At 62.7% G+C, this 24,270-nt stretch carries 21 protein-coding genes; 14 read left to right on the top strand and 7 right to left on the bottom strand.

The window, feature by feature from the left end:
• Window positions 1–13: 13 nt before the first annotated feature.
• The 3 genes from VLA65_RS05590 to VLA65_RS05580 are packed head-to-tail and all read right to left on the bottom strand — an operon-like array spanning window position 14 to window position 2,058.
• Complete coding sequence (locus VLA65_RS05590) at window positions 14–781, bottom strand: SCO1664 family protein (RefSeq protein ID WP_332601985.1); 768 nt, start codon at window positions 779–781, stop codon at window positions 14–16.
• Window positions 781–1,341, bottom strand: a complete 561-nt coding sequence (locus VLA65_RS05585; RefSeq protein ID WP_332601984.1) for a DUF3090 domain-containing protein — start codon at window positions 1,339–1,341, stop codon at window positions 781–783. Before VLA65_RS05585 ends, VLA65_RS05590 begins: the two co-directional genes overlap by 1 nt.
• A gap of 24 nt (window positions 1,342–1,365) precedes the next feature.
• On the bottom strand, window positions 1,366–2,058 hold the full coding sequence (locus VLA65_RS05580) for a histidine phosphatase family protein (protein WP_059387466.1): 693 nt from the start codon (window positions 2,056–2,058) through the stop codon (window positions 1,366–1,368).
• A gap of 342 nt (window positions 2,059–2,400) precedes the next feature.
• On the opposite strand from VLA65_RS05580, the gene VLA65_RS05575 reads away from it, so the two are divergent.
• Window positions 2,401–2,913: a DUF1877 family protein gene (locus VLA65_RS05575; RefSeq protein WP_284991403.1), complete on the top strand. Its 513-nt coding sequence runs from the start codon at window positions 2,401–2,403 to the stop codon at window positions 2,911–2,913.
• Window positions 2,914–2,926: 13 nt separating this feature from the next.
• Here VLA65_RS05575 and VLA65_RS05570 read toward each other — a convergent pair whose 3' ends face one another.
• Entirely contained in the window at window positions 2,927–3,706 is a 780-nt protein-coding gene (locus tag VLA65_RS05570) for an alpha/beta fold hydrolase (RefSeq protein ID WP_332601983.1), read from the bottom strand.
• A gap of 84 nt (window positions 3,707–3,790) precedes the next feature.
• On the opposite strand from VLA65_RS05570, the gene VLA65_RS05565 reads away from it, so the two are divergent.
• From VLA65_RS05565 to VLA65_RS05550, 4 genes are all read left to right on the top strand, one after another.
• Window positions 3,791–5,557 carry a GNAT family N-acetyltransferase gene (locus VLA65_RS05565; protein WP_332601982.1) on the top strand — a complete coding sequence of 589 codons (1,767 nt, stop codon included), beginning with the start codon at window positions 3,791–3,793 and terminating at the stop codon, window positions 5,555–5,557.
• 438 nt (window positions 5,558–5,995) lie between these two features.
• Window positions 5,996–7,771, top strand: coding sequence for an ABC transporter family substrate-binding protein (locus tag VLA65_RS05560; protein ID WP_332601981.1), 1,776 nt, complete (start codon window positions 5,996–5,998; stop codon window positions 7,769–7,771).
• A 180-nt stretch (window positions 7,772–7,951) separates the two neighbouring features.
• On the top strand, window positions 7,952–9,493 hold the full coding sequence (locus VLA65_RS05555) for an ABC transporter permease (protein WP_332601980.1): 1,542 nt from the start codon (window positions 7,952–7,954) through the stop codon (window positions 9,491–9,493).
• Window positions 9,490–10,584: an ABC transporter permease gene (locus VLA65_RS05550; RefSeq protein WP_306958666.1), complete on the top strand. Its 1,095-nt coding sequence runs from the start codon at window positions 9,490–9,492 to the stop codon at window positions 10,582–10,584. Before VLA65_RS05555 ends, VLA65_RS05550 begins: the two co-directional genes overlap by 4 nt.
• Before the next feature lie 24 nt (window positions 10,585–10,608).
• On the opposite strand, the gene VLA65_RS05545 is transcribed toward VLA65_RS05550, so the two are convergent.
• On the bottom strand, window positions 10,609–11,235 hold the full coding sequence (locus VLA65_RS05545) for a PH domain-containing protein (protein ID WP_284991411.1): 627 nt from the start codon (window positions 11,233–11,235) through the stop codon (window positions 10,609–10,611).
• A gap of 79 nt (window positions 11,236–11,314) precedes the next feature.
• Between VLA65_RS05545 and VLA65_RS05540 the strand changes: the two genes are divergently transcribed.
• From VLA65_RS05540 to VLA65_RS05510, 7 genes are all read left to right on the top strand, one after another.
• Window positions 11,315–13,162, top strand: a complete 1,848-nt coding sequence (locus VLA65_RS05540; RefSeq protein ID WP_332601979.1) for an ABC transporter ATP-binding protein — start codon at window positions 11,315–11,317, stop codon at window positions 13,160–13,162.
• A 423-nt stretch (window positions 13,163–13,585) separates the two neighbouring features.
• The gene (locus tag VLA65_RS05535) at window positions 13,586–15,268 is read left to right on the top strand and encodes a peptide ABC transporter substrate-binding protein (protein WP_284991415.1); all 1,683 of its coding nucleotides are present in this window, start codon (window positions 13,586–13,588) and stop codon (window positions 15,266–15,268) included.
• Window positions 15,269–15,401: 133 nt separating this feature from the next.
• Window positions 15,402–16,331: an ABC transporter permease gene (locus VLA65_RS05530; RefSeq protein WP_059387472.1), complete on the top strand. Its 930-nt coding sequence runs from the start codon at window positions 15,402–15,404 to the stop codon at window positions 16,329–16,331.
• Between the two features lie 7 nt (window positions 16,332–16,338).
• Window positions 16,339–17,289 carry an ABC transporter permease gene (locus VLA65_RS05525; protein WP_059387473.1) on the top strand — a complete coding sequence of 317 codons (951 nt, stop codon included), beginning with the start codon at window positions 16,339–16,341 and terminating at the stop codon, window positions 17,287–17,289.
• Window positions 17,290–17,300: 11 nt separating this feature from the next.
• On the top strand, window positions 17,301–19,013 hold the full coding sequence (locus VLA65_RS05520) for a dipeptide ABC transporter ATP-binding protein (protein ID WP_306958662.1): 1,713 nt from the start codon (window positions 17,301–17,303) through the stop codon (window positions 19,011–19,013).
• 295 nt (window positions 19,014–19,308) lie between these two features.
• A complete protein-coding gene (gene typA, locus VLA65_RS05515) occupies window positions 19,309–21,237 on the top strand; it encodes a translational GTPase TypA (protein ID WP_284991419.1) in 1,929 nt (642 codons plus the stop codon).
• Between the two features lie 43 nt (window positions 21,238–21,280).
• Window positions 21,281–21,661, top strand: coding sequence for a hypothetical protein (locus VLA65_RS05510; protein ID WP_332601978.1), 381 nt, complete (start codon window positions 21,281–21,283; stop codon window positions 21,659–21,661).
• Here the strand turns inward: VLA65_RS05510 and VLA65_RS05505 are convergent, their stop codons facing one another.
• Window positions 21,662–22,168, bottom strand: coding sequence for a helix-turn-helix domain-containing protein (locus VLA65_RS05505; RefSeq protein ID WP_284991423.1), 507 nt, complete (start codon window positions 22,166–22,168; stop codon window positions 21,662–21,664). It lies immediately after the preceding gene.
• Window positions 22,169–22,231: 63 nt separating this feature from the next.
• Between VLA65_RS05505 and VLA65_RS05500 the strand changes: the two genes are divergently transcribed.
• Window positions 22,232–23,530 (top strand): MFS transporter, encoded by a 1,299-nt coding sequence (locus tag VLA65_RS05500; protein ID WP_306958660.1) that lies wholly within the window; start codon window positions 22,232–22,234, stop codon window positions 23,528–23,530.
• Between the two features lie 22 nt (window positions 23,531–23,552).
• Here the strand turns inward: VLA65_RS05500 and VLA65_RS05495 are convergent, their stop codons facing one another.
• A complete protein-coding gene (locus VLA65_RS05495; protein ID WP_332601977.1) occupies window positions 23,553–23,795 on the bottom strand; it encodes a putative acetyltransferase in 243 nt (80 codons plus the stop codon).
• A gap of 134 nt (window positions 23,796–23,929) precedes the next feature.
• On the opposite strand from VLA65_RS05495, the gene fdxA reads away from it, so the two are divergent.
• On the top strand, window positions 23,930–24,256 hold the full coding sequence (gene fdxA / locus VLA65_RS05490; RefSeq protein ID WP_018776555.1) for a ferredoxin: 327 nt from the start codon (window positions 23,930–23,932) through the stop codon (window positions 24,254–24,256).
• Window positions 24,257–24,270 lie beyond the last annotated feature (14 nt).

The raw sequence follows: 24,270 nt of genomic DNA, 5'->3' as shown, positions 1-24,270 counted from the left end.
GGAGGGCAATTCCCTAGAACAGCGGCCAGGGCACCGCCGGCATCTCACCGCTCGGAGCCGGAAACCGCCCGGCCAAGCGCAACCGGGCGCAGCGCGCGGCGAGCGATGCGATTTCTTCGGCACTGAGCAAGTCCGCCAGGTTTCGGCCCAGTTCACCGTGCAGTCCTTCGCTGACACGATCGATGCCCTCGCGTTCCTCGGCGGTCAGAGGGTCTCCCAACCATCCCCACAGCACCGTGCGCAGCTTGTGGTCACGGTGAAAGGTGAGGCCATGGTCGACGCCGTGGCGGTGTCCGTCCGGCATGGCGAGAATGTGGTCACCCTTGCGGTCGGCGTTGTTGACGACGGTGTCGAACACCGCCATGCGCCTGAGTGCTGGCGAGTCTTCGTGGACGAGGGTGACCATGCGTCCGTTGCCATCCCGTCCCTCGAGAACGTGTTTCCAGCCTGTCTCCGGCACGTGGTCCGTCGCCACGAGGTCCACGGCGTTTTGGGCGGGGTCTTGGTCCTGCCAGAGCTGCACCATTCCTTCGCCCATCGGACCATCGCGCAGCCAGGTGTGCGGCACGATGTCCCAGCCGAAAGCCTGCGAGACCAGGTACGCGGCCACCTCCCGGTGGGCCAGGGTGCCGTGGGGAAAGTCCCACAGCGGAGTTTCGCCGGCTATGGGCTTATAGACGACCACCACGTCGCCGATGCTGCCCAGAAATGTAGCGTTTGAAGCCGTCGTGATGCGGCCGGTGAGCTTCAACTCGGCGGTCCCGAGCTCCGGCGTCGGCATCAGACCTCGGGAAGGGTGCAGATGTGCCCGTCGGCGTCGATGGGGTACCCGCAGAGCGGGCACGTCGGACGCCCGGCGCCCACGATCTCTCGGGTGCGCTTGGCGAAGGCGCGGGCCGTGCCGACCGGCATGCGGACCAGCAGCATTTCGGTCTCGTTAGCGCCGTCCTCATCGTTGGCATCGGCATCGGCATCGGCGTCGGCGTCGGCATCGGTGATGGGGAAGGCCTCTAGTACGATCTGGGCCGTGGTTGGGTCCCACCCTAAGCTCATGGCGCCGGTGCGGAACTGCTCCTCAACGGCCTCGAGCTGGTCATTGTCGACAAGTTCAACGGGAGTACCCGTGGGGACGCTGAAGGGGTTGCCCTCCACGGTGATGAGCTGGTCGAGAATTTCGTCGATCTTCTCCGCGAGCAGAGCCGACTGCTCTTTCTCCAGGGCCACAGTCACGATCTGCGTCCCGGCGCGCACCTGCAGGTAGAACGTGCGCGCCCCCGGAAGGCCAATGGTGCCGACGACGACCCGATCAGGCCAGGCAAACTCGTGAACACGTGTAGGCATGTCAGTATTCTAGGCACATGAGGTTCATGGCGCCTTCCGCCCTGGACCGCCGCCCACCGGCGCATCGCCGGACTGGATGCCGTTCGACAGCCAGGACAGATCACCCGCATCGGTGTTGGTCGCGTAGACGCTCGGCTGGTTACCGCCGTAGCGCACGATCGATACGGAAGCGGGGTTCACGGTAATACGCTGGAACAGGTCAAGGTGCATGCCGAGCGCGTCGGCGAGGATTGACTTGATGATGTCACCGTGACTTACCGCAACCCACACAGCTCCTGGCCCGTACTCGGCTTCGAAGGCTGCATCGTGGCGCCGAATCGCGGCCACCGACCGGGCCTGCATCGCGGCCATGGATTCACCTCCGGGAAAGACGACGGCGGACGGTTGGGACTGCACAACCGGCCACAGATCCTCGGTCGCGAGATCACTGAGCATGCGGCCCTGCCACTGACCGTAATCGCACTCGGTGAGATCGGGATCGACCGGCGCGTACGGCGTGCCAGCCTGGCGATCGAGGATGAGCTGGGCGGTCTGCTGACAACGCTCAAGCGGGCTCGACACCACCGCGACCAAGGGCACCGCGGCGAGCCGGTCTCCAGCCAGAGCCGCCTGGTCGCGCCCGACCTGGTCCAGGCTGATGCCGACCGCCCGCCCGGCCAGCAGCCCCGTGGCATTGGCCGTAGTGCGGCCGTGCCGCACGAGAATAACTGTCGCCATCCACCCAGCCTAACCACCCGCACGCTGCGGTGGCTCGGATATTTACGCCGTCCTATCCGGCACGGGGTAGACCAGGGCGACTTCGCCGGCCGGATGCCTGCTGCCCACGGCGATCACGGCGTTTACATCCTGGTCAGATGCCCGGTCTTTCGCCGATGGCCGATCCCCGACGTTGCCGAAGTTCGTGCGGCCGGGCAGATCGCGGCCATCACGCCTCTCAGGGGTGCGTGAACAAATCGGTGCGGCTGGTCATCGACATGCCGGTACAGTTCATCTCGCGAGTTATCCACATAACGCAACTCAGCCCTCCTGCGCAGCTTGCGCTTTGGCAATACTTGGTGAATGGGAATCAGATATTACGCATATGCATTCGACGGCGAACTCACTGAACAGGTGCTTTCCGACCCGATGACCTTCGTGTCCGTCGATCCACTTGCTGATGCTTGGGGCCTTGACCCTGGTGTCGGGACCAGCGGTACCACCTTCGAACAATTGATATCTGAGCGCGACATGCTCTATCTGGACAAGGCATGGCGGCATCTGCAGGTTCTCACGGCCCCATTGGGGGCGGCCATGGCGGCGCGACCCGCTTTTCGTATGTTTGAAGGCAACGTGACCATGCATGGCGAAGGTTGGGATCCGTGGGTAAGGGCCCTGACTCCGTCCGAGGTTTTGTCGATTGCTCAGGACTTGGACGATATCTCTGATGCGGAGGTGAGGCAGCGGTTGCCGGATTCGCCATATGTCGATCGGGACCTTGACGTCGAGTATGCCGTTGGCTATCTTCGACGGGCCCGGGTCTTCGCCACCAATCTCGCCGACGAGGGGCGCGGCATGGTCTACCTGATCGGGTAACGATCATCCTGGCTTAACCCCAACCGGCGACATCCTGGCTCAGGATATTAGGCCAGGTTTCGACGTCCTCCGGGGTGCGGGCTACTGTCAGCGTTGCTTGGGGGAGCAGCGCGGCAAGGGTTTCCGCGGTTGACAGCGGGTGGCCCGGATCATCGACCCAGGCCAGGATCGTCGCCGGTACGTCGATTCGCGCGAGGGCCTCAAGATCAGGCAGATCGCTGAGTGCCGCGCCTCGAAACAACGACGGCAAGAGGGCGTCGGCGACGTCGGGCACGGTCTCTGGCGCCCCAATTGTGGCCGGCGGCGGTGTTGCCCCGCGCGTGGTGGCCAGGAATTCCTCGACGCCAACAGCCTCGATAAGCGCCGCGGCAGCCCGGTAGTTTGCAGCCTGGGAGGCTCGGGTTTCCCACGCGGTGGGTGGCACCATCAGCGTGAGCCCGCTAAAGCGGCCAGGCTCGCGGGAAGCGGCGTGCAAGAGCGTGCCGGTACCCATCGAGGGACCGACTCCGTGGACACGTTCGCCTGGGAACCAGCGATCGAGCAGCCGCAGGAGGTCATCGGCGAGGTTTTGCCATTGATAGTCCTCGGGGACCTTGCGCCCTGTCGACCGGCCATGGCCGCGTGCGTCGTACCGCAGCAGTCGAGTTCCACTCAGCCCTCGGCCGAGGTCGAGGTTGAGCACCCGATCACGCGCGCGGCTTGATGTCAGGCCATGCAGTTGGACAACCGGGTGTCCACCTTCGTCGCTCAAAGCAACCGCAAGCTCGGCTCCGGGAACCTCGAAAGTGGGCATCAGGCTCCTCGTTCCGTGACTGGCAGCGCCACCTTGAGCGGCCGCGTTGAACGTTCAGGCTATCTGGGGCGATAGGATACTGCCATGCGCCTGACCAACGTCACGCACCTGCGGCTACCGTTCGGACGACTTTGGGGCTATGACGTCAGCGTGTCTGCGCTCCGCCGGCGTCTTCCGGTGTCCTTTGACCAGCGGCTCCATGTAGGAGCCGGCGACCGGCCCGGCTCCTGGATGGCAATGTCTTTTCGGCTGCCTGCACCAACTCGTCGTGAGTCGATTGCCGATGCCTGGCTGGCCGTAGTCGGCCGCCACGGCACGCTGCGAACGGCTTTCGTTCCCGGTGAGGACGGTGAGCCGGAGCTTTACGAAATTGATATTGGTCCGGGAACCTGGGTGGAGCATCAGGTGTCTCCAGGCCAAGCCGTCAATGATGCAGTGCGGGACATTCTCGACGCCGCGTGCTCGCCATACCAACAACCCTCACACCGCCTGTGCGTCTTGGAGACTGCTGCCGGACTCACGGTTGTGATTGCAGCCGACCACTCCCACGTCGACATGTGGTCGATGCTGGTGATCGCGCGCGACCTGCTGTCGGCCCTCGACGCCGGGAGCGCCGGCCGCGAATTGTTGCCCGAGCCAGCCCCGGCATTTGTTGAGCACACGCAAGCACTTCTAGACCGGAAAGCGGCGCCGGACCACGTGCGTCAACGGTGGGAACAAATCATCGGGGACAGCGGCGGAGTCATGCCGCAATTCCCGTTGCCCCTGGGTGCGCCCGATCCTCAGCGCGAGCGTGTGGAAGTCCGGGATGTGTTCGATCTCGACGACGGTGCGGCGTTCGCGGCGCAAGCCCGCAACGACGGCGTCTCGACGCTCGCACTCGCTGTTGTTGCGATGACCGCGGTGACCCGCGAGTTGGCGGGAACCCCGCTGCGGGCTGTGTTTCCCGTGCACAGCCGCTTCGACGACAAATGGCATGACTCAGTCGGCTGGTTCATTACCAATTCAGTGCTTGAATCTGCGGTCCCCGAGCCGCTCGCCGCGGCGGCCGCGGTAAAAGAGGCTGTGCAGCTTGGCTCGTGGCCGCTCGCGGACGTTCTGGCTCCATGGGGCGGCATGCCCGTCGCTCCTGGGATGTTCGCGATCTCCTGGCTGGACCTACGCAGGCTGCCGGTACGAATCGACTCGGTCGGACTCGACGCCCAGTACGTGAGCGCGACAATCGACACGGACGGCGTCATGCTTTGGTTCATCCTGGACGAGTCCGGCCTGCATTTGAGGTGCCGTTATCCCGACACCGTTGAGGCTCGAGCGAACGTCGGCGGATGGCTCGATCTGCTGGTCGCTCGTTTGCAGGCAGATGCGCGATCCTCGGTTCGAGGACTGCTGCGGGTGGCGGGCCGGACCTTCAGGCTGGAACGGGCGAGCCGCGATGATGTCGAGGCCATCGCCGCGCTGCTGTCCGATGATCAGTTCGGCCCCGATCGTGAGTGCGTCGAGCTCGAACGATACGAGGCGGCCTACAACCTGGTTGTTCGGGACCGCTCCAACTATCTGGGGGTTGTCCGAAATGATGCCGATCGCATCGTTGCCACGATGCAATTGACTGTTATCCCAGGACTTTCCCGGGGTGGTTCTTCCCGCTTGCAGATCGAGGGACTGCGGGTTGCTGCCGCGGAACGTTCACAAGGCCTGGGCACCGCGATGCTTGAGTGGGCACACAATTTTGGGCGTGCGCGCGGGGCGCAACTGGCACAAGTGACCACAGACGAAGCACGGGAGCAGGCTCGAGCCTTCTACACCCGACTCGGATACCGGACGGCCCACGTAGGACTGAAGCGCCGGATATAGAAGTCCGATACCTCGCCCTCGCTGCGTTCTTTATCACGGGGACCGCCCACATAAGTGAATTTCTCGCCCATGCACCTCAACGTAAACCCCAACACGAGGTCTGGATACCGCTGCACGCTGCCATCGGATCGTGAGATCTGTTCCAGGCACTCCCCGCCAGGAGGGTTCAGTGATGGGGAATTAACTGACATAAGCCCCGGTTCGCCGTGAATCGGGGCTTATGTCATGTTGGCGCGGATCACGGAACCCCTAGGACGTCCTTCAATGATTGCATCTCGATAACAAACTTTACCGGCGGGAAACTTTAGACCCAAAGATCCGTTCCGGGCGCTAGGCTACTGCTCATGTGAGACGAGCCACAAGCCTGCTGAGGGGATTGTGGCAGTCTGCCGGAGTCAACAGCGCCGGCTTTTTCCACTCAAAAAAATAGGAGGCGGAATGCGTTTCGGACGTACTTCCAAAGCAGTGGGTATTGCGGCAATCGCCGCGATCGCACTGAGCGCCTGTGCCGGCAATTCCGGTGGCAATACCCCATCCACTGGAGCAGCCAAGACGGGTGGCACGGCCACTGTGGTCGAGGTCAACGCTTTCAACACGTTCAACCCCAACACAGCCGATGGCAATACTGACATCAACTCCAAGGTCAGCTACGCAACGCACTCGGGCTTCTACTACATCGACAACAAGCTGAACGTCGTACACAACGACAAGTTCGGCAAGATGGAGAAGGTCTCGGACAACCCGCTGACCGTCAAGTACACCATCAACGATGGTGTGAAGTGGTCTGATGGCACCCCGGTCTCCGCAGCTGACCTCCTCCTGCAGTGGGCGGCGTTCTCCGGCTACTACGACGACGCCGATGCCAAGGCAAAGACGGGCACGTCCTATTTCTCGTACGCTGGTGACAACACGGGCCTGAGTCTGACGGACTTCCCGGAGATCAGCAACAACAACAAGACCCTCACCCTCAAGTACTCCAAGCCGTTCGCTGACTGGGAGATCGTGCTTGGTGGTCCCGGCATTGACGTTCCTGCCCATGTCCTTGCGCAGAAGGCCGGCCTGAAGGACACCCAGGCCTTGATTGACTTCTTCAAGAGCAAGCCGCGCGGAGACTCCAAGGCACCGCTGCCCGCCGACCCGAAGCTGAAGGCAATGTCGGACATGTGGAACACCGGCTTCGACACGAAGACGCTTCCCGCTGACCCGACCCTGTTCCTCTCAAACGGTCCTTACATCGTCAAGAGCATGAACCAGGACCAGTCCCTCACCATGGTTCGCAACAAGGACTACAACTGGGGACCGACTCCAAACCTTGACGAAATTACCGTCCGGTACATCGGTTCGGCGCCGGCACAGGTCCAGGCCCTCAAGAACGGCGAGGCGGACATCATTGCCCCGCAGGCTTCCGCGGACACCCTCGACCAGTTGAAGGCACTCTCCAGCCAGGGCGTCACTGTCGACCAGGGCAACCAGCTGGCCTTCGACCACTTGGACCTGAACTTCTCGGGTCCGCTGGCCGACCAAAACGTGCGTACCGCCTTCATGAAGACGGTGCCCCGCAAGGACATCGTCACCAAGATCATTGGCAAGCTTGACCCGAACGCGAAGCCGCTGGACTCGCAGATCTTCGTTCCCCAGCAGGCTGCCTACGCTGACTCCGCCAAGAACAACGGCTCCTCGGCCTACCAGGACGTGGACATTGATGGTGCCAAGAAGCTCCTGAACGGCGCTACTCCGGAAATCCGCATCATGTACAACAAGGACAACCCCAACCGCGTTGACGCTTTCTCGCTGATCCGCGAATCCGCCACCAAGGCTGGCTTCAAGATCGTCGACGGCGGCCTGGGCAAGTCCGACTGGGGCAAGGCCTTGGGCAAGGGTGGCTACGATGCCACCATCTTCGGCTGGATCAACCCGGGCGTCGGTGTCTCCGGCGTTCCGCAGATCTTCAAGACCGCTGGTGGCAACAACTTCAACCAGTTCAGCAACACTGACGCTGACAAGTTGATGGAAGAGCTCGTGGTCACCACCGACCGCAGCAAGCAGGATGATCTGCAGAAGCAGATCGACAAGAAGATCTGGGACTCCGCATACGGCGTGCCGCTCTTCCAGTCCGTGAACGTGGACGCCTACAGCGACCGCATCACCGGTGTGAAGCTCATGCCGAACCAGACTGGCGTTTGGTGGAACTTCTGGGAGTGGGCTCAGAAGTAAGGCCCAACTAGCGCGCAATATCGCCAGCCGAGGCGCCGGGACCGACGTATCATGGTCCCGGCGCCTTCGGGTTGGCGAACCGGCACATTGTCTGCTTCCCCAACGACCTCAAGCAGGGAAGGGGCACGATTCTGCGATAGGCGCCGGAGACCCCGGGCCTGGATTTCGAGGTTCTTCACCATGGTGACCTATATCGTCCGGCGGCTCGTAACCGCCGCATTCATTCTCCTTGGAGCTTCTTTCCTGGTGTATCTCCTGACGGCGTTGTCCGGGGACCCCTTGGAAGAGCTCCGCACCAGCAGCGCGCCGAACCGGCAAGCACTGATGGATGCGCGAAACAATCTGCTCGACCTCGACACACCGGCGCCGCTGCGCTATTTCAAGTGGTTGGGAGGCGCTGCCCAGTGTCTGGTTCCCTTCGGCAATGCCTGCAATCTCGGTAAGAACATTGCGGGGCAGCCAATCACGGAGGCGCTCGGTTTCGCGCTGGTCCAAACCCTGACGCTGGTTACCGGTGCGACAATCCTTGCGATTCTCATCGGCATTTCGCTCGGCATCGTTACGGCACTGCGCCAGTACAGCGCGTTGGACTACGGCGTAACCTTCATGGCTTTCCTGTTCTTCTCCCTGCCGATCTTCTGGGTAGCCGTTCTCCTCAAGGAATTCGGTGCCATCGGCTTTAATGACTTCCTCCGAAATCCCGAAATACCGCCGGTCGTGGCCCTTGGAATCGGGGCCGTCCTTGGCATCGTCGGGGCCGTCGTCGTCGGCGGTGCGGTGAGGCGCCGACTGATCGTCGGAGGCTCGGTTTTTGCGGCTGTTTCGCTTATTCTCTTCTACTTCTCGCTGACTCAATGGTTCCGCAATCCGGGCCTGGGGCCGGTCATCATCGCCATCATGGGGGTGGGAATCGCCTTCGGAATCACGATTTTGGTTTCCGGACTCAAGAACCGCAAGGCCCTGCAATCAAGCCTGATCGTGGTGGGCATTGGCGTGGTTGCCTACTTTGCTGTGCAGCCGCTGCTCAATGACGCGACCGGGCTGATGATCTTCCTCCTGGCCATCGCCACTATCTTGGTTGGCGTGGCAGTGGGGTACTTCATGGGCGGCTACGACCGCGGCCAGTCCATGCGCGCCGCCGGGCTGACCGCCTTCCTGGTCGGGTTCCTTGTGGTTGTGGACAAATTCATGCAGGCTTGGCCGTCCTATTTCAACAACAGCCGGGTGCGCGGGCGCCCCATCGCCACGATCGGGGCAGGAACCCCGAACATCCAAGGCGATTTCTGGATCATGTCGACAGACACCTTGACCCACCTCGTCTTGCCGACGATTGCCCTCATCCTTGTGTCGTTGGCCAGCTACACCCGGTTCACACGCTCGTCGATGCTCGAAATCATGAACATGGACTACATCCGGACTGCGCGGGCAAAGGGTCTGAGCGAACGTTCCGTGATCATGGGCCACGCCTTCCGGAACGCCCTGATCCCTATTGCAACGATCGTTGCTTTCGACATCGGTGCGTTGATCGGTGGCGCCGTCATCACGGAAACGGTCTTCTCCGTTCGGGGCATGGGTTTCCTGTTCATCGACGGACTGCTGCACACTGACCCGAACCCCGTGATGGGCGTGTTCCTTTGTGTTGCAATCACCGCCATGGTCTTCAACCTGATAGCGGACCTCGCGTACTCCGCGCTCGACCCACGCGTAAGGATCAAAGCATGAGCCAGCCAACCCAAGAGGAAGAACTCCTCGCGCAACAGGCGCTTGCCGAAGCTGCAGCCACCCATGCAAGCAGCGAAGTCACCAGCGGCCTGAGCCAGGGCCAGATTGTCCGCAAGAGGTTTTTCGGCCACACCGGCGCCCTGATCGGGCTCGCGGTTTTCGCAGTGATCTTCCTGCTTGCTTTCACCTCGGTGGGCGCATTCGGGATTCCCGGATGGTGGAAGTACAACCATGTGGACGTTTCGCCCTTGGTCAATGACGGTGCCCCCACGTCGTCGTTTTGGCCGCTCGCCTGGGGAGAGCACCCCTTCGGCCAGGACCGTATTGGACGCGATCTGTTTGCCATGACCATGCGCGGTGCCCAACAATCCATCACGGTCATGGTCCTTATCGGCGCCATCGCGGGCGCTGTCGGCGCAATCGTCGGGGGACTCGCCGGCTATTTCCGCGGCTGGGTCGAAGCCATCCTCATGCGCCTGACCGATGTCATCATCATCATTCCGTTGCTGCTCCTTGCGGCTGTTGTTGGCCAGATAGCCAACCGCAGGGATGAGGGAAGCTGGCTGACCGGATTTGCCGCCAACAACGGCGTCGTCATCCTTGGCATTTTCCTCGGCTTTGTGAGCTGGGTGGGCCTCGCCCGCCTGGTCCGCGGTGAGTTCCTGACCCTGCGCGAGCGGGAGTTCGTTGACGCAGCCAGGATCTCCGGAGCGTCCAACGCAAGGATCATCTTCAAGCACATCCTCCCCAACGCCGTCGGTGTGCTGATCGTCAACGTGACGCTGACCATGTCCGCGGCGATCCTGCTCGAGACGGCACTCAGCTACCTGGGCCTCGGCGTGAAGGCTCCCGACACCTCGCTCGGCCTGCTGGTTGCCCAGAACCAAGAAGCCTTCGCAACGAGGCCGTGGCTGTTCTGGTTCCCCGGCCTGTTCATCATCCTCATCTGCCTCAGCATCAACTTCATCGGAGACGGCCTGCGGGACGCCTTCGATCCCCGGCAGAAGAAGTTCAAAGCCAAGACCGCCATCGAAACCACGCGCCACTCGAGCACGACGGCGCCCGTTGCCGACGCCTCGAAAGGCAGCTGAGTGCTACCCGTCCAGGGAAACCTCCTACAGGAAGACCGCCCAGTAACTGGCCGCGGCCAGGGCTACCGTGGCTGCTATCCGGAACCATCCGATGGCAACGGTCACCGAAGCGTCTTCAGCCCGGCCGGGCTCCACGCGTCCGGCCTCGACGAGGTCCTGCCAGCGGGTGCGCACCAGGATCGCTGCGGCGCCGGAATCGGTGTTCTTGAGATCTCCGGGGCGAACCGAGCTGCTGGGGCCGTAGGTGGTGCCCGGGAGTCCTTTGAGATGCTCAGGGCGGGCATTGCGCCCGCCCCAGATTCCCGGCGCGGGAGCAGCCCACGCCGGATACTTCTTGCGGGGCGTCACCAGCGTGAGGGCGTAGCGGGTATCAACCTGCACCAGGGCATCCCAGGGAACATCGATGGTCCGGAAGGGATTCTCCAGCGCGACGCCGGAATCCCGGACCACCACAACCGGGCGCCAGAAGAGCAACCAGCCAAGAAACGCTACGAAGAGCAGGGGAGTGGTTCCGGGAAGGGATCGCGGTCCGGCTGCCACGAGCGCAACGACCACTCCGAAAACGGCAACTGCCCAGCAGATCCAAGCAAAAATCTTGCTGGTGCGGGCCTTGAAGATTTCGACATTTCCGGCATACGGCGCTCTGCTCATGCCCCTAATAATTCAGGATTCCGGGCTGCTTCACTAATCACCCCTTGGAGGGTGGCCCGGTCGGAAGGGAAGACCCAACATGACTGACAACGCCAGCCCCGAACCGGAGGCCACCCACCTCGAGACCGAGTCGGATAAGAGCGCGCGCGGGGCCATGGTCCTGGAAGTACGCGATCTCAGCGTCGACTTCGGTGTGGATAAGAAATGGGTCCCTGCCGCCATCGGACTGAACTACGAGGTCAGGGCCGGCGAGGTCCTCGCGATCGTCGGTGAGTCCGGGTCCGGCAAGAGTGCAAGTTCCATGGCATTGCTTGGCTTGTTGCCCAGCAACAGCCGTGTCCGGGGGAGCGTCAAGCTCTCGGGCAAGGAGCTGCTGGGTGAGAAATCAGGCAACATCCGTGAAGTCCGCGGCAAGGATGTCGCGGTCATCTTCCAGGAGCCCATGACCGCGCTCAACCCTGTGTACACCGTGGGTACGCAAATAGTGGAGACGATCCGGCTGCACAACTCGATCTCGCCCGATGAAGCCAAGCAGCGGGCCTTGCGCATGCTCGAGCTGGTGGAGCTGCCGGACCCGGAGAAGGCCTTCAAGTCGTATCCGCACCAGCTCTCCGGCGGCCAGCGGCAGCGAGCCATGATCGCGCAATCATTGTCCTGTGATCCCAAGCTCCTGATCGCAGACGAACCCACCACTGCCTTGGATGTGACTGTCCAGGCTGAAATCCTGGACCTGATGCGCAACCTGCGCAACAAGCTGGACAGCGCCATCGTCCTGATCACGCACGACATGGGCGTTGTGGCCGACCTCGCCGATCGAATTGCCGTGATGCGCCAGGGCGTCATCGTGGAGAGCGGCACTGCGCAACAGATCTTCAGCAACCCGCAGCACGGATACACACAAGCTCTTCTAGCCGCTGTTCCCCACCTGGGACAGGGTGCTGACAGCGCCGACGTTGACGTCACCGCGGCGTTGGCTGCCGCAACCCACTCCGAGCTGGAATCGGTCGATCACGATGAGCTGATCCGCCGGGAACTTGAGAACCAGGCCGCTTTGAAGGCGGCGGCCGAAGAAGCAGCCAAGCCCAAGGGTGAGCCCGTACTTGAGCTGGTCGACGTCGCCATCGAGTACCCCAAGCAGGGCCGGGTCCCCGCGTTCCGAGCTGTCGAGGGAGCCAACCTCGTGATCTACCCCGGCCAGGTTGTAGGCCTTGTGGGGGAGTCCGGATCGGGCAAGACGACCATTGGACGCGCCGCCGTCGGGCTCTTGCCCGTAGCCGAGGGCAGCATGCGCGTGGTGGGGCAGGACATTTCCGCCGCAAAGCGGAATGGAAAGCAACTGCACGAAGTGCGCCGCGACATCGGCATGGTGTTCCAGGATCCGTCGTCGTCGTTGAATCCGCGGCTGCCCATCGGCGAAAGCATCGGCGAACCGATGTACCTCGCCGGGGTCGCGAAGGGCGTCGATCTGCAGAAACGGATTGAGACCCTCCTGGACCAGGTGGAACTGCCGCGCGGGTACCGCAACCGCTATCCACATGAATTGTCAGGCGGCCAGAAGCAGCGCGTCGGCATTGCCCGGGCGCTCTCCCTGCAGCCCAAGCTGATGGTCGCGGATGAACCGACATCGGCGCTGGACGTCTCGGTGCAGGCGAAGGTCCTGGAACTTTTCCAGAACCTGCAGAGGGAGCTGGGATTCGCGTGCCTGTTCGTGACGCACGACCTTGCCGTGGTTGACGTGCTCGCGGACCGGATCTGCGTGATGCAGCGGGGCAGGATCGTGGAGCAGGGCACCCGCGAGCAGATCCTTCGCAATCCGCAGGAGCCGTACACGCAGAGGCTGCTGGCCGCGGTGCCGCTGCCGGACCCCGAGAAGCAGCGTGAGCGTCGCGAACTGCGCGCCCAACTCATGGCGGCCGGCATCGAGTAGCAACCCGAAGGCACTCGCGGCGGCACGAACTGATGGTCGCAACCGAAAGAGCCTCCGTCGCCATGGGCGGCGGGGGCTCTTTTTTGGTGCTTGTTGACGCGCCGGCCAGGCCGGTTGCACACCGTACGGGATGCCCGAAAAACCCTGGTTTTCCGGGGGAAACCAAGGGTCAGGCATGACGAGTGTAGCAAGGAAAATCCCATTTCGTGAAATGACTGCTTCATTTACTTGAAATGACTGCTTCATTACTAAAACTGTCAAGTGCACACTTCGTTGTTCATGCCAATGGGATTCCATATTTCGGACAAGCTGTGGTTAGGATTACACATCCATGTAGGCCGCGTCACAGGATAATTCTGTGCCTGGCCCCGGGGGCAGCTATGAGTTGCCCCGACCCATCCCCCTGAATCCATAGGAGGCGGAATGCGTTTTTCGCGCACTTCCAAAGCTCTTGGCTTGCTCGCAGTCGCCGCGCTTGCCCTCACCGGATGCGGCAGCGCTGGCTCCGGAAGCAGTGGCCCCACCGCTGCCGGCGATCCGAACAAAATCATCACCGCATACAGCAATGAACCCCAGCACCCCCTCATCCCTTCCAACACCAACGAGGTGTACGGCGGCCGCGTTGTCGACCTCCTGTTCGAAGGCCTGACCAGCTACGACGCCAATGGCAAGTCCGTGAACGCACTCGCGGAATCCATTGACACGAGCGACGGCCAGAACTACACCATCAAGGTCAAGAAGGGCGCCAAGTTCACCAACGGCGAGGCAGTCACCGCCAAGAGCTTCGTTGATGCTTGGAACTTCGCCGCACTGAGCACCAACGCCCAGTCCAGCAGCAGCTTCTTCGAATCCATCGAAGGCTACGACGCAGTCAGCGCCGTCACGAAGACCAAGGGCGCGGACGGAAAGTCAACGTCGACTCCCGCACCGACCGCCCAGACGATGTCCGGCCTGGTGCTGAAGGACGACTCGACCATCACGGTCAAGCTGGCCCAGCCGGAGGCCGACTGGCCGCAGCGCCTCGGCTACTCCGCCTTCATGCCGCTTCCGGCCGACGCCCTCAAGGACCCGAAGGCCTTCGGCGAAAACCCGATCGGCAACGGCCCGTACAAGATGGCCGCCAAGGGTGCCTGGCAGCACGACAGCCAGATCGCCCTCGTCAAGAACCCGGACTACCAGGGCACGCGCATGGCCAAGAACGGCGGCGTGACCTTCAAGTTCTACACCGACCCGGCTCCGGCTTACACCGACGTCCAGGCCAACAACCTTGACGTAACCGACGTCCTGCCCACGAACGCCCTGAAGACCTACACAACGGACTTCCCGGACCACAGCCTCAACAAGGCTTACGCGGGCAACGCAACCCTGAACATCCCGAACTACCTGCCTGAGTTCCAGGGACCCGCCGGCCAGCTGCGCCGCCAGGCCATCTCCATGGCGATCAACCGCGATGAGATCACCAAGGTCGTCTTCAACGGCACCCGCATCCCTGCGAAGGACTTTACGTCGCCGTCCATCGATGGCTACAACGCGAACGTGACAGGCTCCGACGTTCTGAAGTTCGACGCCGCGAAGGCCAAGGACCTCTGGGCAAAGGCAAACGCCATGAGCCCGTGGCCCGCCGACAAGGTTCTGCAGCTCGCGTACAACACCGATGGTGGCAACAAGGAATGGATTGACGCCGTTGCCAACAACCTGAAGAACAACCTCGGCATCAAGGCGGAAGGCCAGCCGTTCGCCAAGTTCGCCGAGATCCTGAACCTCCGCACGGCCAAGACCCTCCCGGGCTTCACCCGCGCCGGATGGCAGGCAGACTACCCGTCGCTGTTCAACTTCCTCGGCCCGCTGCTGAAGACCGGAGCCAGCGCCAACTACGAGGGCTACAGCAACCCTGAGTTTGACAAGCTGCTCACCGAGGGCCTGGCTTCCAAGTCCACGGACGACGCCAACAAGAAGTTCACCCAGGCTCAGGAAATCCTCTTCAAGGACCTCCCGAACCTGCCCCTGTGGTACCAGGCACGCCAGGCTGTATGGAGCCAGAACGTCAGCAACGTTGACTCCGGCTGGAACGGCGTCCTGCTGTACTACAACATCACCGCAAAGTAGTCCTACTGGACTTGTTCCAAGCTCGTTAGCGTATGGGGGTCCGGCCACAAACCGGGCCCCCATGCCTTGATTCGGCACGAAAGCTGTCCCTAATGAATCCCCACATTTTCAAGAGCGCCCAGGAACCGTTGCTGTGACCCAGTACATCCTCCGGCGTTTGCTGCAGGTCATTCCCGTGTTCCTGGGAACCACCCTGCTCGTGTACTTCATGGTCTTTGCCCTCCCGGGCGACCCCATCCGCGCCCTGTTCGGCGACCGACCGCCCAGCGAGTCCGTCATTGCCGCGCTGCGCCAGCAATACAACCTCGACCAGCCGTTCTGGGTCCAGTACGGACTGTTCCTCAAGAACCTCTTCACGTTCAACCTCGGGGTGGACTTCACCGGCCAGCCAATCGCCGCCACCCTTGGCCGCGTTTTCCCGGTCACCGCCATGCTCGCCGTCGAGGCCCTTGCCATCCAGGCTGTCTTCGGTGTGGCCTTCGGCTTGATTGCAGGCTTGCGCAAGGGAAAGATCTTCGACTCCACCGTGCTTGTCGCGTCCCTCGTGGTCATTGCCGTCCCGACGTTCGTCCTGGGCTTCGTGCTTCAGCTCGTCGTTGGCGTACAGCTTGGCTGGGCCAAGCCGACCGTTGGATCCAACGCGGATTGGGGCACCCTGATCCTTCCGGCTACCGTCCTTGGCCTCGTGTCCTTTGCCTACGTGCTGCGCCTGACCCGCGCCTCGGTCATTGAAAACATGAACGCCGACTACGTCCGCACGGCAACCGCAAAAGGCCTGTCCCGCCCCCGCGTGGTCCTGGCCCACATCCTGCGAAACTCCATGATTCCCGTGGTCACCTACCTGGGCGCGAACCTGGGTGGCTTGATGGGCGGCGCGATCGTCACCGAAGGCATTTTCAACGTGCCCGGCGTCGGCCAGAAGCTCTACCAAGCCGTGATCCGCAGCGAAGGCCCCACCGTCGTCGCCATTGTGAGCGTGCTGGTACTGGTCTTCGTTGCCGCCAACCTGTTGGTGGACCTCCTTTACGCCTGGCTTGACCCCAGGATTCGCTATGAAAAGTAGATCCGTTATGAAAAGTAACCGTCAGATCGAGCACTATGTTGCCCCAATCGACGAGACACCGCTGCTGGCGACCGATACCCTCAAGGTCGACGCAGCACCCCTGAGCCTCTGGGCGGATGCCTGGCGGAAGCTCCGCCGTCGGCCGCTCTTCATCATCTCGGCGCTCATGATCCTGCTGCTCCTCGTGGTCGCGTTCTTCCCGGGCCTCTTCACGCAGACTGCCCCGAACGACAACTGCCAGCTGGGCGACTCCCTCGCGGGCCCCTCGGCCGGCCACCCCCTGGGATTCACCTTCCAGGGCTGCGACATCTACTCCCGCGTCATCCACGGCACCCAGGCATCCTTGACTGTCGGCGTCGTCTCCGTCATTTTCGTCCTGATCATCGGGGTCACCCTCGGTGCACTGGCAGGCTTCTTCGGCGGCTGGGTTGACACCATCATTGCCCGCATCGGCGACATCTTCTTCGCGTTGCCCTTGGTCCTTGGCGCGCTGGTAGTTACCCAGCTCCCCTTCTTCCGCGAGAACAAGAGCGTGTTCACGGTGGTCATGGTCATCGTGATGCTCGGCTGGCCCCAAATGGCCCGCATCACCCGTGGGGCCGTGATCGAAGTCCGCAACGCGGATTTCGTCACGGCCGCACGCTCGCTCGGTGTCTCCAAGATCGGCACGCTGGTCCGGCACGTCGTTCCGAACGCGCTCGCGCCGATCATCGTCCTGGCCACCATGGAGCTTGGCGTCTTCATCGTGACGGAAGCAACGCTGTCCTTCCTGGGCATTGGCCTGCCCGGCAGCATCATGTCCTGGGGTAACGACATTTCCGCGGCGAAGGACACGTTGCGCACCAACCCCGAGGTGCTGATGTTCCCCGCAACCGCACTGTCCATCACGGTCCTGAGCTTCATCATGCTTGGCGACGCGCTGCGTGACGCCCTTGACCCCAAGAGCCGCAAGCGATGAAGGAGGCAATCATGACAACATCCAACGTCACCATCGACGAAGCCGGAACCGAAGAGCGTCCGCTCCTTGAAATCCGGGACCTCGCCATCTCCTTCCAGACGGCGAGCGGCGAATTCCAGGCCGTCAAGAATGCGCACCTGACCATCATGCCCGGCGAGACTGTCGCCATTGTGGGTGAGTCCGGTTCGGGGAAGTCGACGACGGCGCTCGCCGCCATTGGCCTCCTGCCGGAGAACGGCAGGGTTTCCAGCGGGCAGATCCTGCTCGACGGCGAGGACATCTCCCACGCCCCGGAACGGCGCATGATCGAGTTGCGCGGCAACACGATCGGCATGGTTCCGCAGGATCCGATGTCCAACCTCAACCCGGTCTGGAAGATCGGATACCAGGTCCGCGAGACGCTGCGCGCCAACGGCAAGCCCAGCGGTCCTGCCGACGTCGCCCGCGTCCTGGGGGAGGCCGGCTTGCCGGACTCCGCACGCCGCGCCAAGCAGTATCCGCACGAATTCTCCGGCGGCATGCGCCAGCGGGCCCTGATCGCCATCGGCCTGTCTTGCCAGCCGCGGCTCCTGATCGCCGATGAGCCGACGTCGGCCCTGGACGTCACGGTGCAGCGGCAGATCCTTGACCACCTCGAAACCATGACGGCGGAGCTCGGCACGGCAGTCCTGCTCATCACCCACGATCTCGGCCTCGCTGCCGAGCGCGCGGACAAAGTAGTGGTCATGTACCGCGGCAACGTGGTGGAGGCCGGTCCTTCCCTCGAATTGCTTCGCAACCCGCAACACCCCTACACCCAGCGGTTGGTGGCCTCGGCGCCGTCACTCGCTTCGCGTAGGATCCAGGCCGCCAAGGCCGAAGGAATCCAGACGGAAGAACTCCTGGCGCCCACCGAAGCTGTGGCCGAAAAGGCATTGGCCGACGACGTCCTGAAGGTCGAAAGCCTCAGCAAGGTCTTCAAGCTGCGCTCCGGCGTCGGCAAGGCAACGGACTTCACTGCGGTGGACAACGTCTCGTTCAACGTCAAACGGGGGACGACGACGGCGATCGTGGGTGAGTCGGGTTCCGGCAAGTCCACCGTGGCCCAGATGGTCCTCAACCTGCTCGCGCCGACGTCGGGCCGGATCGTTTTCGACGGTGTGGACACCTCCACCTTGAACAGCCGGGAAATCTTCAAGTTCCGGCGCCGCGTCCAGCCGATTTTCCAGGACCCGTACGGTTCACTCGACCCGATGTACAACATCTTCAGGACCATCGAGGAACCGCTCCGGACCCACAAGATCGGTGACAAGGTCAGCCGCGAGAAGAAGGTCCGGGAACTCCTGGACCAGGTGGCGCTGCCTCAGTCCACCATGCAGCGGTACCCGAACGAGCTCTCCGGCGGCCAAAGGCAGCGCGTCGCGATCGCGCGCGCGCTCGCCCTCGACCCCGAAGTGATCATCTGTGACGAAGCGGTCTCCGCTTTGGACGTCTTGGTGCAGGCCCAGGTCTTGAACCTCCTGGCCGAGCTGCAGTCCAATCTTGGCCTGACGTACCTGTTCATCACGCACGACCTCGCCGTCGTGCGGCAGATCGCCGACCATGTCTGCGTGATGCAGAAGGGCAAGCTCGTGGAAACGGGCAGCACGGACGACGTCTTCGATTCGCCGCAGCAGGACTACACCAAGGCCCTGCTCAACGCGATCCCGGGTGCCAGCCTGATGCTTCCGCCCGTGGTGGCCTGACGGTGCTGGCGCCCGTGCGCTGAGTGCCAGCCGGGGGAGCAGAAGAGCCGGTACCACTTCCGTGGGGGGAAGTGGTACCGGCTCTTTTGCTGTTTCCGGCTCATCCCGAGTTCGCTGCCGATTGTGATGAAGGGCACAATTCGATGACCTGGAGGGTGATTTTTAGGCCAATAAATACCACAGCGTTTAGACTCTATGAAGGTGCCCTGTGTCAAAGGGTCTAATCCGTCGTGCGTTCCGGTTGGAAATGTCGCGATACAACAGCTGACTTCACCACTGAATCGAGCCATTACGCATGTCTGAAACCACCACCAACACCGCCGCGACCACTGCATCGCGCAGTGATCTGCGCAACGTCGCGATTGTGGCCCACGTTGACCACGGCAAGACCACGCTGGTCGACGCCATGCTCAAGCAGACCAACTCCTTCGCCGAGCACAACCACCTGGAAGACCGCGTCATGGACTCCGGTGACCTGGAGCGCGAAAAGGGCATCACCATCCTCGCCAAGAACACCACGGTTGCCTACAACGGCCCGTCGTCCAATGGCGAGACCATCACCATCAACGTGATCGACACCCCCGGCCACGCCGACTTCGGTGGCGAGGTGGAGCGCGGCCTGTCCATGGTTGACGGCGTGGTCCTCCTGGTCGACGCTTCCGAAGGTCCGCTGCCGCAGACCCGCTTCGTCCTCCGCAAGGCCCTTGCCGCGCACTTGCCCGTCATCCTGCTGGTCAACAAGACCGACCGCCCCGACGCCCGCATCGAAGAGGTTGTCCACGAGTCCATGGACCTGCTCCTTGGCCTGGCCTCCGACCTCGCGGACGAAGTTCCGGACCTGGACCTGGACAAGATCCTGGAAGTACCCGTGGTCTACGCCGCAGCCAAGGTCGGCCGCGCCTCCCTCGAGCAGCCGGCTGACGGCTCGGCCCCGGAAAACGAAGATCTCGAACCCCTCTTCAAGGCGATCATCGAGCACATCCCGGCGCCGACCTACAACCCGAACGGTGTCCTTCAGGCGCACGTCACCAACCTGGACGCTTCCCCGTTCCTCGGCCGCCTTGCACTCCTGCGCATCTACAACGGCACCCTCCGCAAGGGCCAGACCGTCGCCTGGGCGCGTGCCAACGGTGAGCTGAAGAACGTCAAGATCACCGAGCTCCTGGCCACCAAGGCCCTTGACCGCGTACCGGCAGAGTCCGCCGGCCCGGGCGAGATCGTGGCTGTTGCCGGTATCGAGGAAATCACCATTGGTGAGACCCTCACTGACGCCGAGAACCCGCAGCCGCTGCCGCTTATCACAGTGGATGACCCCGCGATCTCCATGACCATCGGCATCAACACCTCCCCGCTGGCCGGCAAGGTCAAGGGCGCCAAGGTCACGGCGCGCCAGGTGAAGGATCGCCTGGACAAGGAACTGATCGGTAACGTCTCCATCAAGGTCCTGCCCACCGAGCGTCCGGATGCTTGGGAAGTCCAGGGACGTGGCGAGCTTGCGCTGGCCATCCTCGTGGAGCAGATGCGACGCGAAGGCTTCGAGCTCACTGTCGGCAAGCCGCAGGTTGTCACCCGGACCGTCGACGGCAAGATCCACGAGCCGATGGAACACATGACCATCGACGTGCCTGAAGAGTACCTCGGTGCGGTCACGCAGCTGATGGCTGCCCGCAAGGGCCGCATGACCAACATGGCCAACCACGGTACCGGCTGGTGCCGCATGGAATTCATCGTTCCGGCACGTGGCCTCATCGGCTTCCGCACCAAGTTCCTTACGGACACCCGTGGCGCCGGCATCGCTTCCTCGATCTCCGAAGGCTACGAGCCGTGGGCCGGCCCTATCGAATACCGCACCAACGGTTCGATGGTTGCCGACCGCGCCGGTGTGGTCACCCCCTTCGCCATGATCAACCTGCAGGAACGCGGCTCCTTCTTCGTGAAGCCCACGTCCGAGGTCTACGAAGGCATGATCGTCGGCGAGAACTCCCGCGCCGACGACATGGACGTCAACATCACGAAGGAAAAGAAGCTCACCAACATGCGTGCCGCTTCCTCTGACACCTTTGAGAACCTGACGCCGCCGCGCGACCTGACCCTCGAAGAGTCCCTCGAATTCGCCCGCGAAGACGAGTGCGTTGAGGTAACCCCGGACTCCATCCGCATCCGCAAGGTGATCCTGGACGCCAACGAGCGCGCCAAGGCTACCCGCGCACGCGCCAAAGTCTGATCCTGCGCAGATCAAGTACTGACGCGCCCAACGGACTGACGCATTGAATGAGGGAGCCACCGGAACAGCACGCGGCATTGCCGTGGCTGTTCCGGTGGCTCTTTTTGCTGCCTTTGCAGGCACCGCACTGCACCGGCAGGCGCTCCTTATTGCCGGCGTCGACGTCTCTTGGGGTCCCGCAGCGGCACTGCTCCTGCTCGCATCGCTCCAGCTCCTGCTGGGTGCGTGGTCGCGATCCTTGATCCCGACGGCGGTGGTGGGCATTGTTTGTTACGCCGCCGTAGGCGTGCTCTCCACGGGCGGAACGGGCAAGCAGCTGATCGTCGCGGATGTGCCCGGAAATGTGTGGGTTTACGGGAGTGCGGGCATCACTTTCGTGATGCTCTTGTGGTGCCGGCGCTACGGGCGTCCTCCGCGCGCTTAGCTAGTCGGCGCTTGGGTCCCGGTGGTGGGCAATCAAGAGCGAGGTGGCCTCGCCGTCGTCGTCTGCCGGAAGACGCATATATTCCTCGACGACCGCCCGCAGCTTGCCCATCATCTCCTGCTGCCGTGCAGCATTGAACTTCACGCCAAGCCGCCAGACATCGATGTCCCCTGGCATGAGCCCGCGGGTTTCCTGGACGAATGTTTCGATCAGGACAGGGGCAATATCGTCGACGGGAGTGCTCCACGAGGTGCGGGTGGCGATGTACGGCACCTCCTTGGCGCCCCTCTTTCCCTTCCGGCCTTCCTGAGGTTCAAGAAAACCGGTGCGCACCAAGGTCCGGACATGATGCAGGCTTGACGCCGGATTGATATCCAACAGCCCCGCAATCTCTTTGTTGGTGCGAGCGTGGTGCAGGCAGAGCCGGAGAATCCTCAAGCGCAGGGGGGAGCTCAAGGCGCGGCCCTTGGCCACCAGGTCGCTGTCCTCCCGCTCGTGTTCCGTCATGGTGGCCAGTGTAGCCAGCCTTGAGTGATTGACATATACCAATCACTACAGGAAACTGGGCGGGTGAACGCCGGGACCACGGACAATGCTCAGCAAACTGACACAGCTCAGCACACTGCCTCGCTGTGGCGGGACCGGAACTTCATCACCTTCTGGTCGGGCCAGGCCGTCAGCCAGCTTGGGGCGCAACTGGGGCAATTGGCTTTTCCCGTCCTCGCGGTGACTTTGCTCGGCGCCAGTGAGTTCGAAGTCGGCGCGCTCAATGCCGCCGGCCTTGCGGCCTTCCTGCTGATCGGTTTGCCGGCAGGAGCGTGGGTTGACCGCTGGCTCAAGCGTCGCACCATGATCGTGGCGGACCTGGTCCGGACCGCGGCAATGGCGACCGTACCAATCCTCTGGTGGGCCGGCATCCTGCAGATCTGGCACCTTTACGCCGTAGCCGCCGTCGTCGGGGCCGCGACGGTGTTCTTCGACGTTTCCTACCAGAGCTATGTGCCCGTGCTCGTGGATGCCGCGAAAGTGCCGCAGGCGAACTCCAAGCTCGAGGCCACCTCCCAGATCGCACGGATCGGGGGTCCTGCCGCGGGCGGTGGCTTGCTGACGGTTGTGTCCGCCCCGGTGCTGTTCGTCGGGGAAGCGATCGGGTATCTGCTGTCGGCCATCTTCCTGCTCAGGACGCGCGATGCGGAACGGCCCGTGGCCGCGAAGGATCGGCAGCCGCTGGCAAGCGAAATCAAGGAGGGCCTGGTCTTCGTGGTCAGGCATCCCCTGATCAGCAGGATTGCGGCGTGCACGGGCGGGGTCAACTTCTTCACCACGCTTGCCTTCACCTTGATGCCGGTGTTGGTACTTCGTGAACTGGAACTCGGTCCGGAGGGCATGGGCCTCATCATGGCGGTCGGCGCCGTGGGCGGACTGATCGGGGCGGTTGCCGCGCCCAGGTTGGCGGCCTGGATCGGCGAGGGGACGGTTATTCCCGTGGCGTCGATGATCAGCTCGCTTTTCCTCCTCCTGGTTCCGTTGTGCGTGCTTGCCCCCGAGCGATGGATGTCCCTGGTGATGCTCATCGTCTCCGAGTTCGGGTTCGCTTTCGGAGTGCTGGTGTACAACATCATGCAGTTGAGCATGAGGCAGCGTGTGTGTCCGCCCCGGCTCCTGGGGCGCATGAATGCGTCCATTCGCTTCGTGGTGTGGGGGGTCATGCCGATCGCTGCCCTAGCCTCGGGCCTCCTGGCCGAGAACATCGGCCTCGTACCGACACTCTGGATCGGCTTGGGCGGAAGTCTTGTTTTTGTTGCGCCTGTGCTGTTCTCCCCGCTGTGGGGAATGCGCAGGCTCCCCGACGAGGTGCATGGCGCCTGACCCTCCGGGCCATGAGGCGGAACTACTCGCGGGTTGTGCGCGGACCCCGGCGCGGGGGCGGAGGAGGGACCGCTTTTGCCGCCACAACAAGGGCCAGCGGGATCTCGACGTCGGACTGTCGGGTACGGATGGTGCACGCACCGTCGGCGACCGAGAGCAGGTAGCCGAGGGCATCGGTGAAGCCGTTGTCCAGGCGGTATCGGACAACTACCCGTGTTCCGGATACGGTATTGAGCAGGAAATCCTGGGGCCGGGGCAGATTCACCAGTTCATAGTAAGACGCCCGGCTAGGTTGCTGAGTTCCCGCTGGGGGATAATAGGCTCAGAATTCGATGTACCGGCCACAGGGCCGGTGGTACTACCCGGAATTTCCGGGACAACTGTGGAGAGGCAAGGGACGTGACCTACGTAATCGCGCAGCCGTGTGTGGACGTCAAGGACAAGGCATGTATTGAAGAATGCCCTGTTGACTGCATCTACGAAGGCGAACGTTCCCTCTATATCCACCCGGATGAGTGCGTGGACTGCGGAGCTTGCGAACCCGTGTGCCCGGTGGAAGCGATCTACTACGAGGACGACACCCCGGAGGAATGGGCCGACTACTACAAGGCCAACGTCGAGTTCTTCGATGACCTTGGTTCCCCGGGCGGAGCCGCCAAGATCGGCAACACCGGTAAGGACCACCCCTTCATCGCCGCGCTGCCCCCACAGAACCAAGACCACTAAGAACGGTTGCTTCC

The sequence above is a fragment of the Arthrobacter sp. S2(2024) genome, assembly GCF_036662515.1.
In the GTDB taxonomy this organism is placed as follows: Bacteria; Actinomycetota; Actinomycetes; order Actinomycetales; family Micrococcaceae; genus Arthrobacter.
The sequence above is the reverse complement of the archived record's forward strand: the minus strand, read 5'-3'. Positions and strand labels throughout refer to the sequence as shown.

Excerpts from the sequence above, each read along its gene's own strand:
- VLA65_RS05535 (WP_284991415.1), top strand. The coding sequence starts at position 13,586 with ATGCGTTTTTCGCGCACTTCCAAAGCTCTTGGCTTGCTCGCAGTCGCC.
- VLA65_RS05540 (WP_332601979.1), top strand. The coding sequence starts at position 11,315 with ATGACTGACAACGCCAGCCCCGAACCGGAGGCCACCCACCTCGAGACC.
- typA (WP_284991419.1), top strand. The coding sequence starts at position 19,309 with ATGTCTGAAACCACCACCAACACCGCCGCGACCACTGCATCGCGCAGT.
- VLA65_RS05520 (WP_306958662.1), top strand. The coding sequence starts at position 17,301 with ATGACAACATCCAACGTCACCATCGACGAAGCCGGAACCGAAGAGCGT.
- VLA65_RS05555 (WP_332601980.1), top strand. The coding sequence starts at position 7,952 with ATGGTGACCTATATCGTCCGGCGGCTCGTAACCGCCGCATTCATTCTC.
- VLA65_RS05505 (WP_284991423.1), bottom strand. The coding sequence starts at position 22,168 with ATGACGGAACACGAGCGGGAGGACAGCGACCTGGTGGCCAAGGGCCGC.
- VLA65_RS05580 (WP_059387466.1), bottom strand. The coding sequence starts at position 2,058 with ATGGCGACAGTTATTCTCGTGCGGCACGGCCGCACTACGGCCAATGCC.
- VLA65_RS05575 (WP_284991403.1), top strand. The coding sequence starts at position 2,401 with ATGGGAATCAGATATTACGCATATGCATTCGACGGCGAACTCACTGAA.
- VLA65_RS05560 (WP_332601981.1), top strand. The coding sequence starts at position 5,996 with ATGCGTTTCGGACGTACTTCCAAAGCAGTGGGTATTGCGGCAATCGCC.
- VLA65_RS05585 (WP_332601984.1), bottom strand. The coding sequence starts at position 1,341 with ATGCCTACACGTGTTCACGAGTTTGCCTGGCCTGATCGGGTCGTCGTC.
- VLA65_RS05590 (WP_332601985.1), bottom strand. The coding sequence starts at position 781 with ATGCCGACGCCGGAGCTCGGGACCGCCGAGTTGAAGCTCACCGGCCGC.
- VLA65_RS05565 (WP_332601982.1), top strand. The coding sequence starts at position 3,791 with ATGCGCCTGACCAACGTCACGCACCTGCGGCTACCGTTCGGACGACTT.
- VLA65_RS05570 (WP_332601983.1), bottom strand. The coding sequence starts at position 3,706 with ATGCCCACTTTCGAGGTTCCCGGAGCCGAGCTTGCGGTTGCTTTGAGC.
- VLA65_RS05550 (WP_306958666.1), top strand. The coding sequence starts at position 9,490 with ATGAGCCAGCCAACCCAAGAGGAAGAACTCCTCGCGCAACAGGCGCTT.
- VLA65_RS05545 (WP_284991411.1), bottom strand. The coding sequence starts at position 11,235 with ATGAGCAGAGCGCCGTATGCCGGAAATGTCGAAATCTTCAAGGCCCGC.
- VLA65_RS05525 (WP_059387473.1), top strand. The coding sequence starts at position 16,339 with ATGAAAAGTAACCGTCAGATCGAGCACTATGTTGCCCCAATCGACGAG.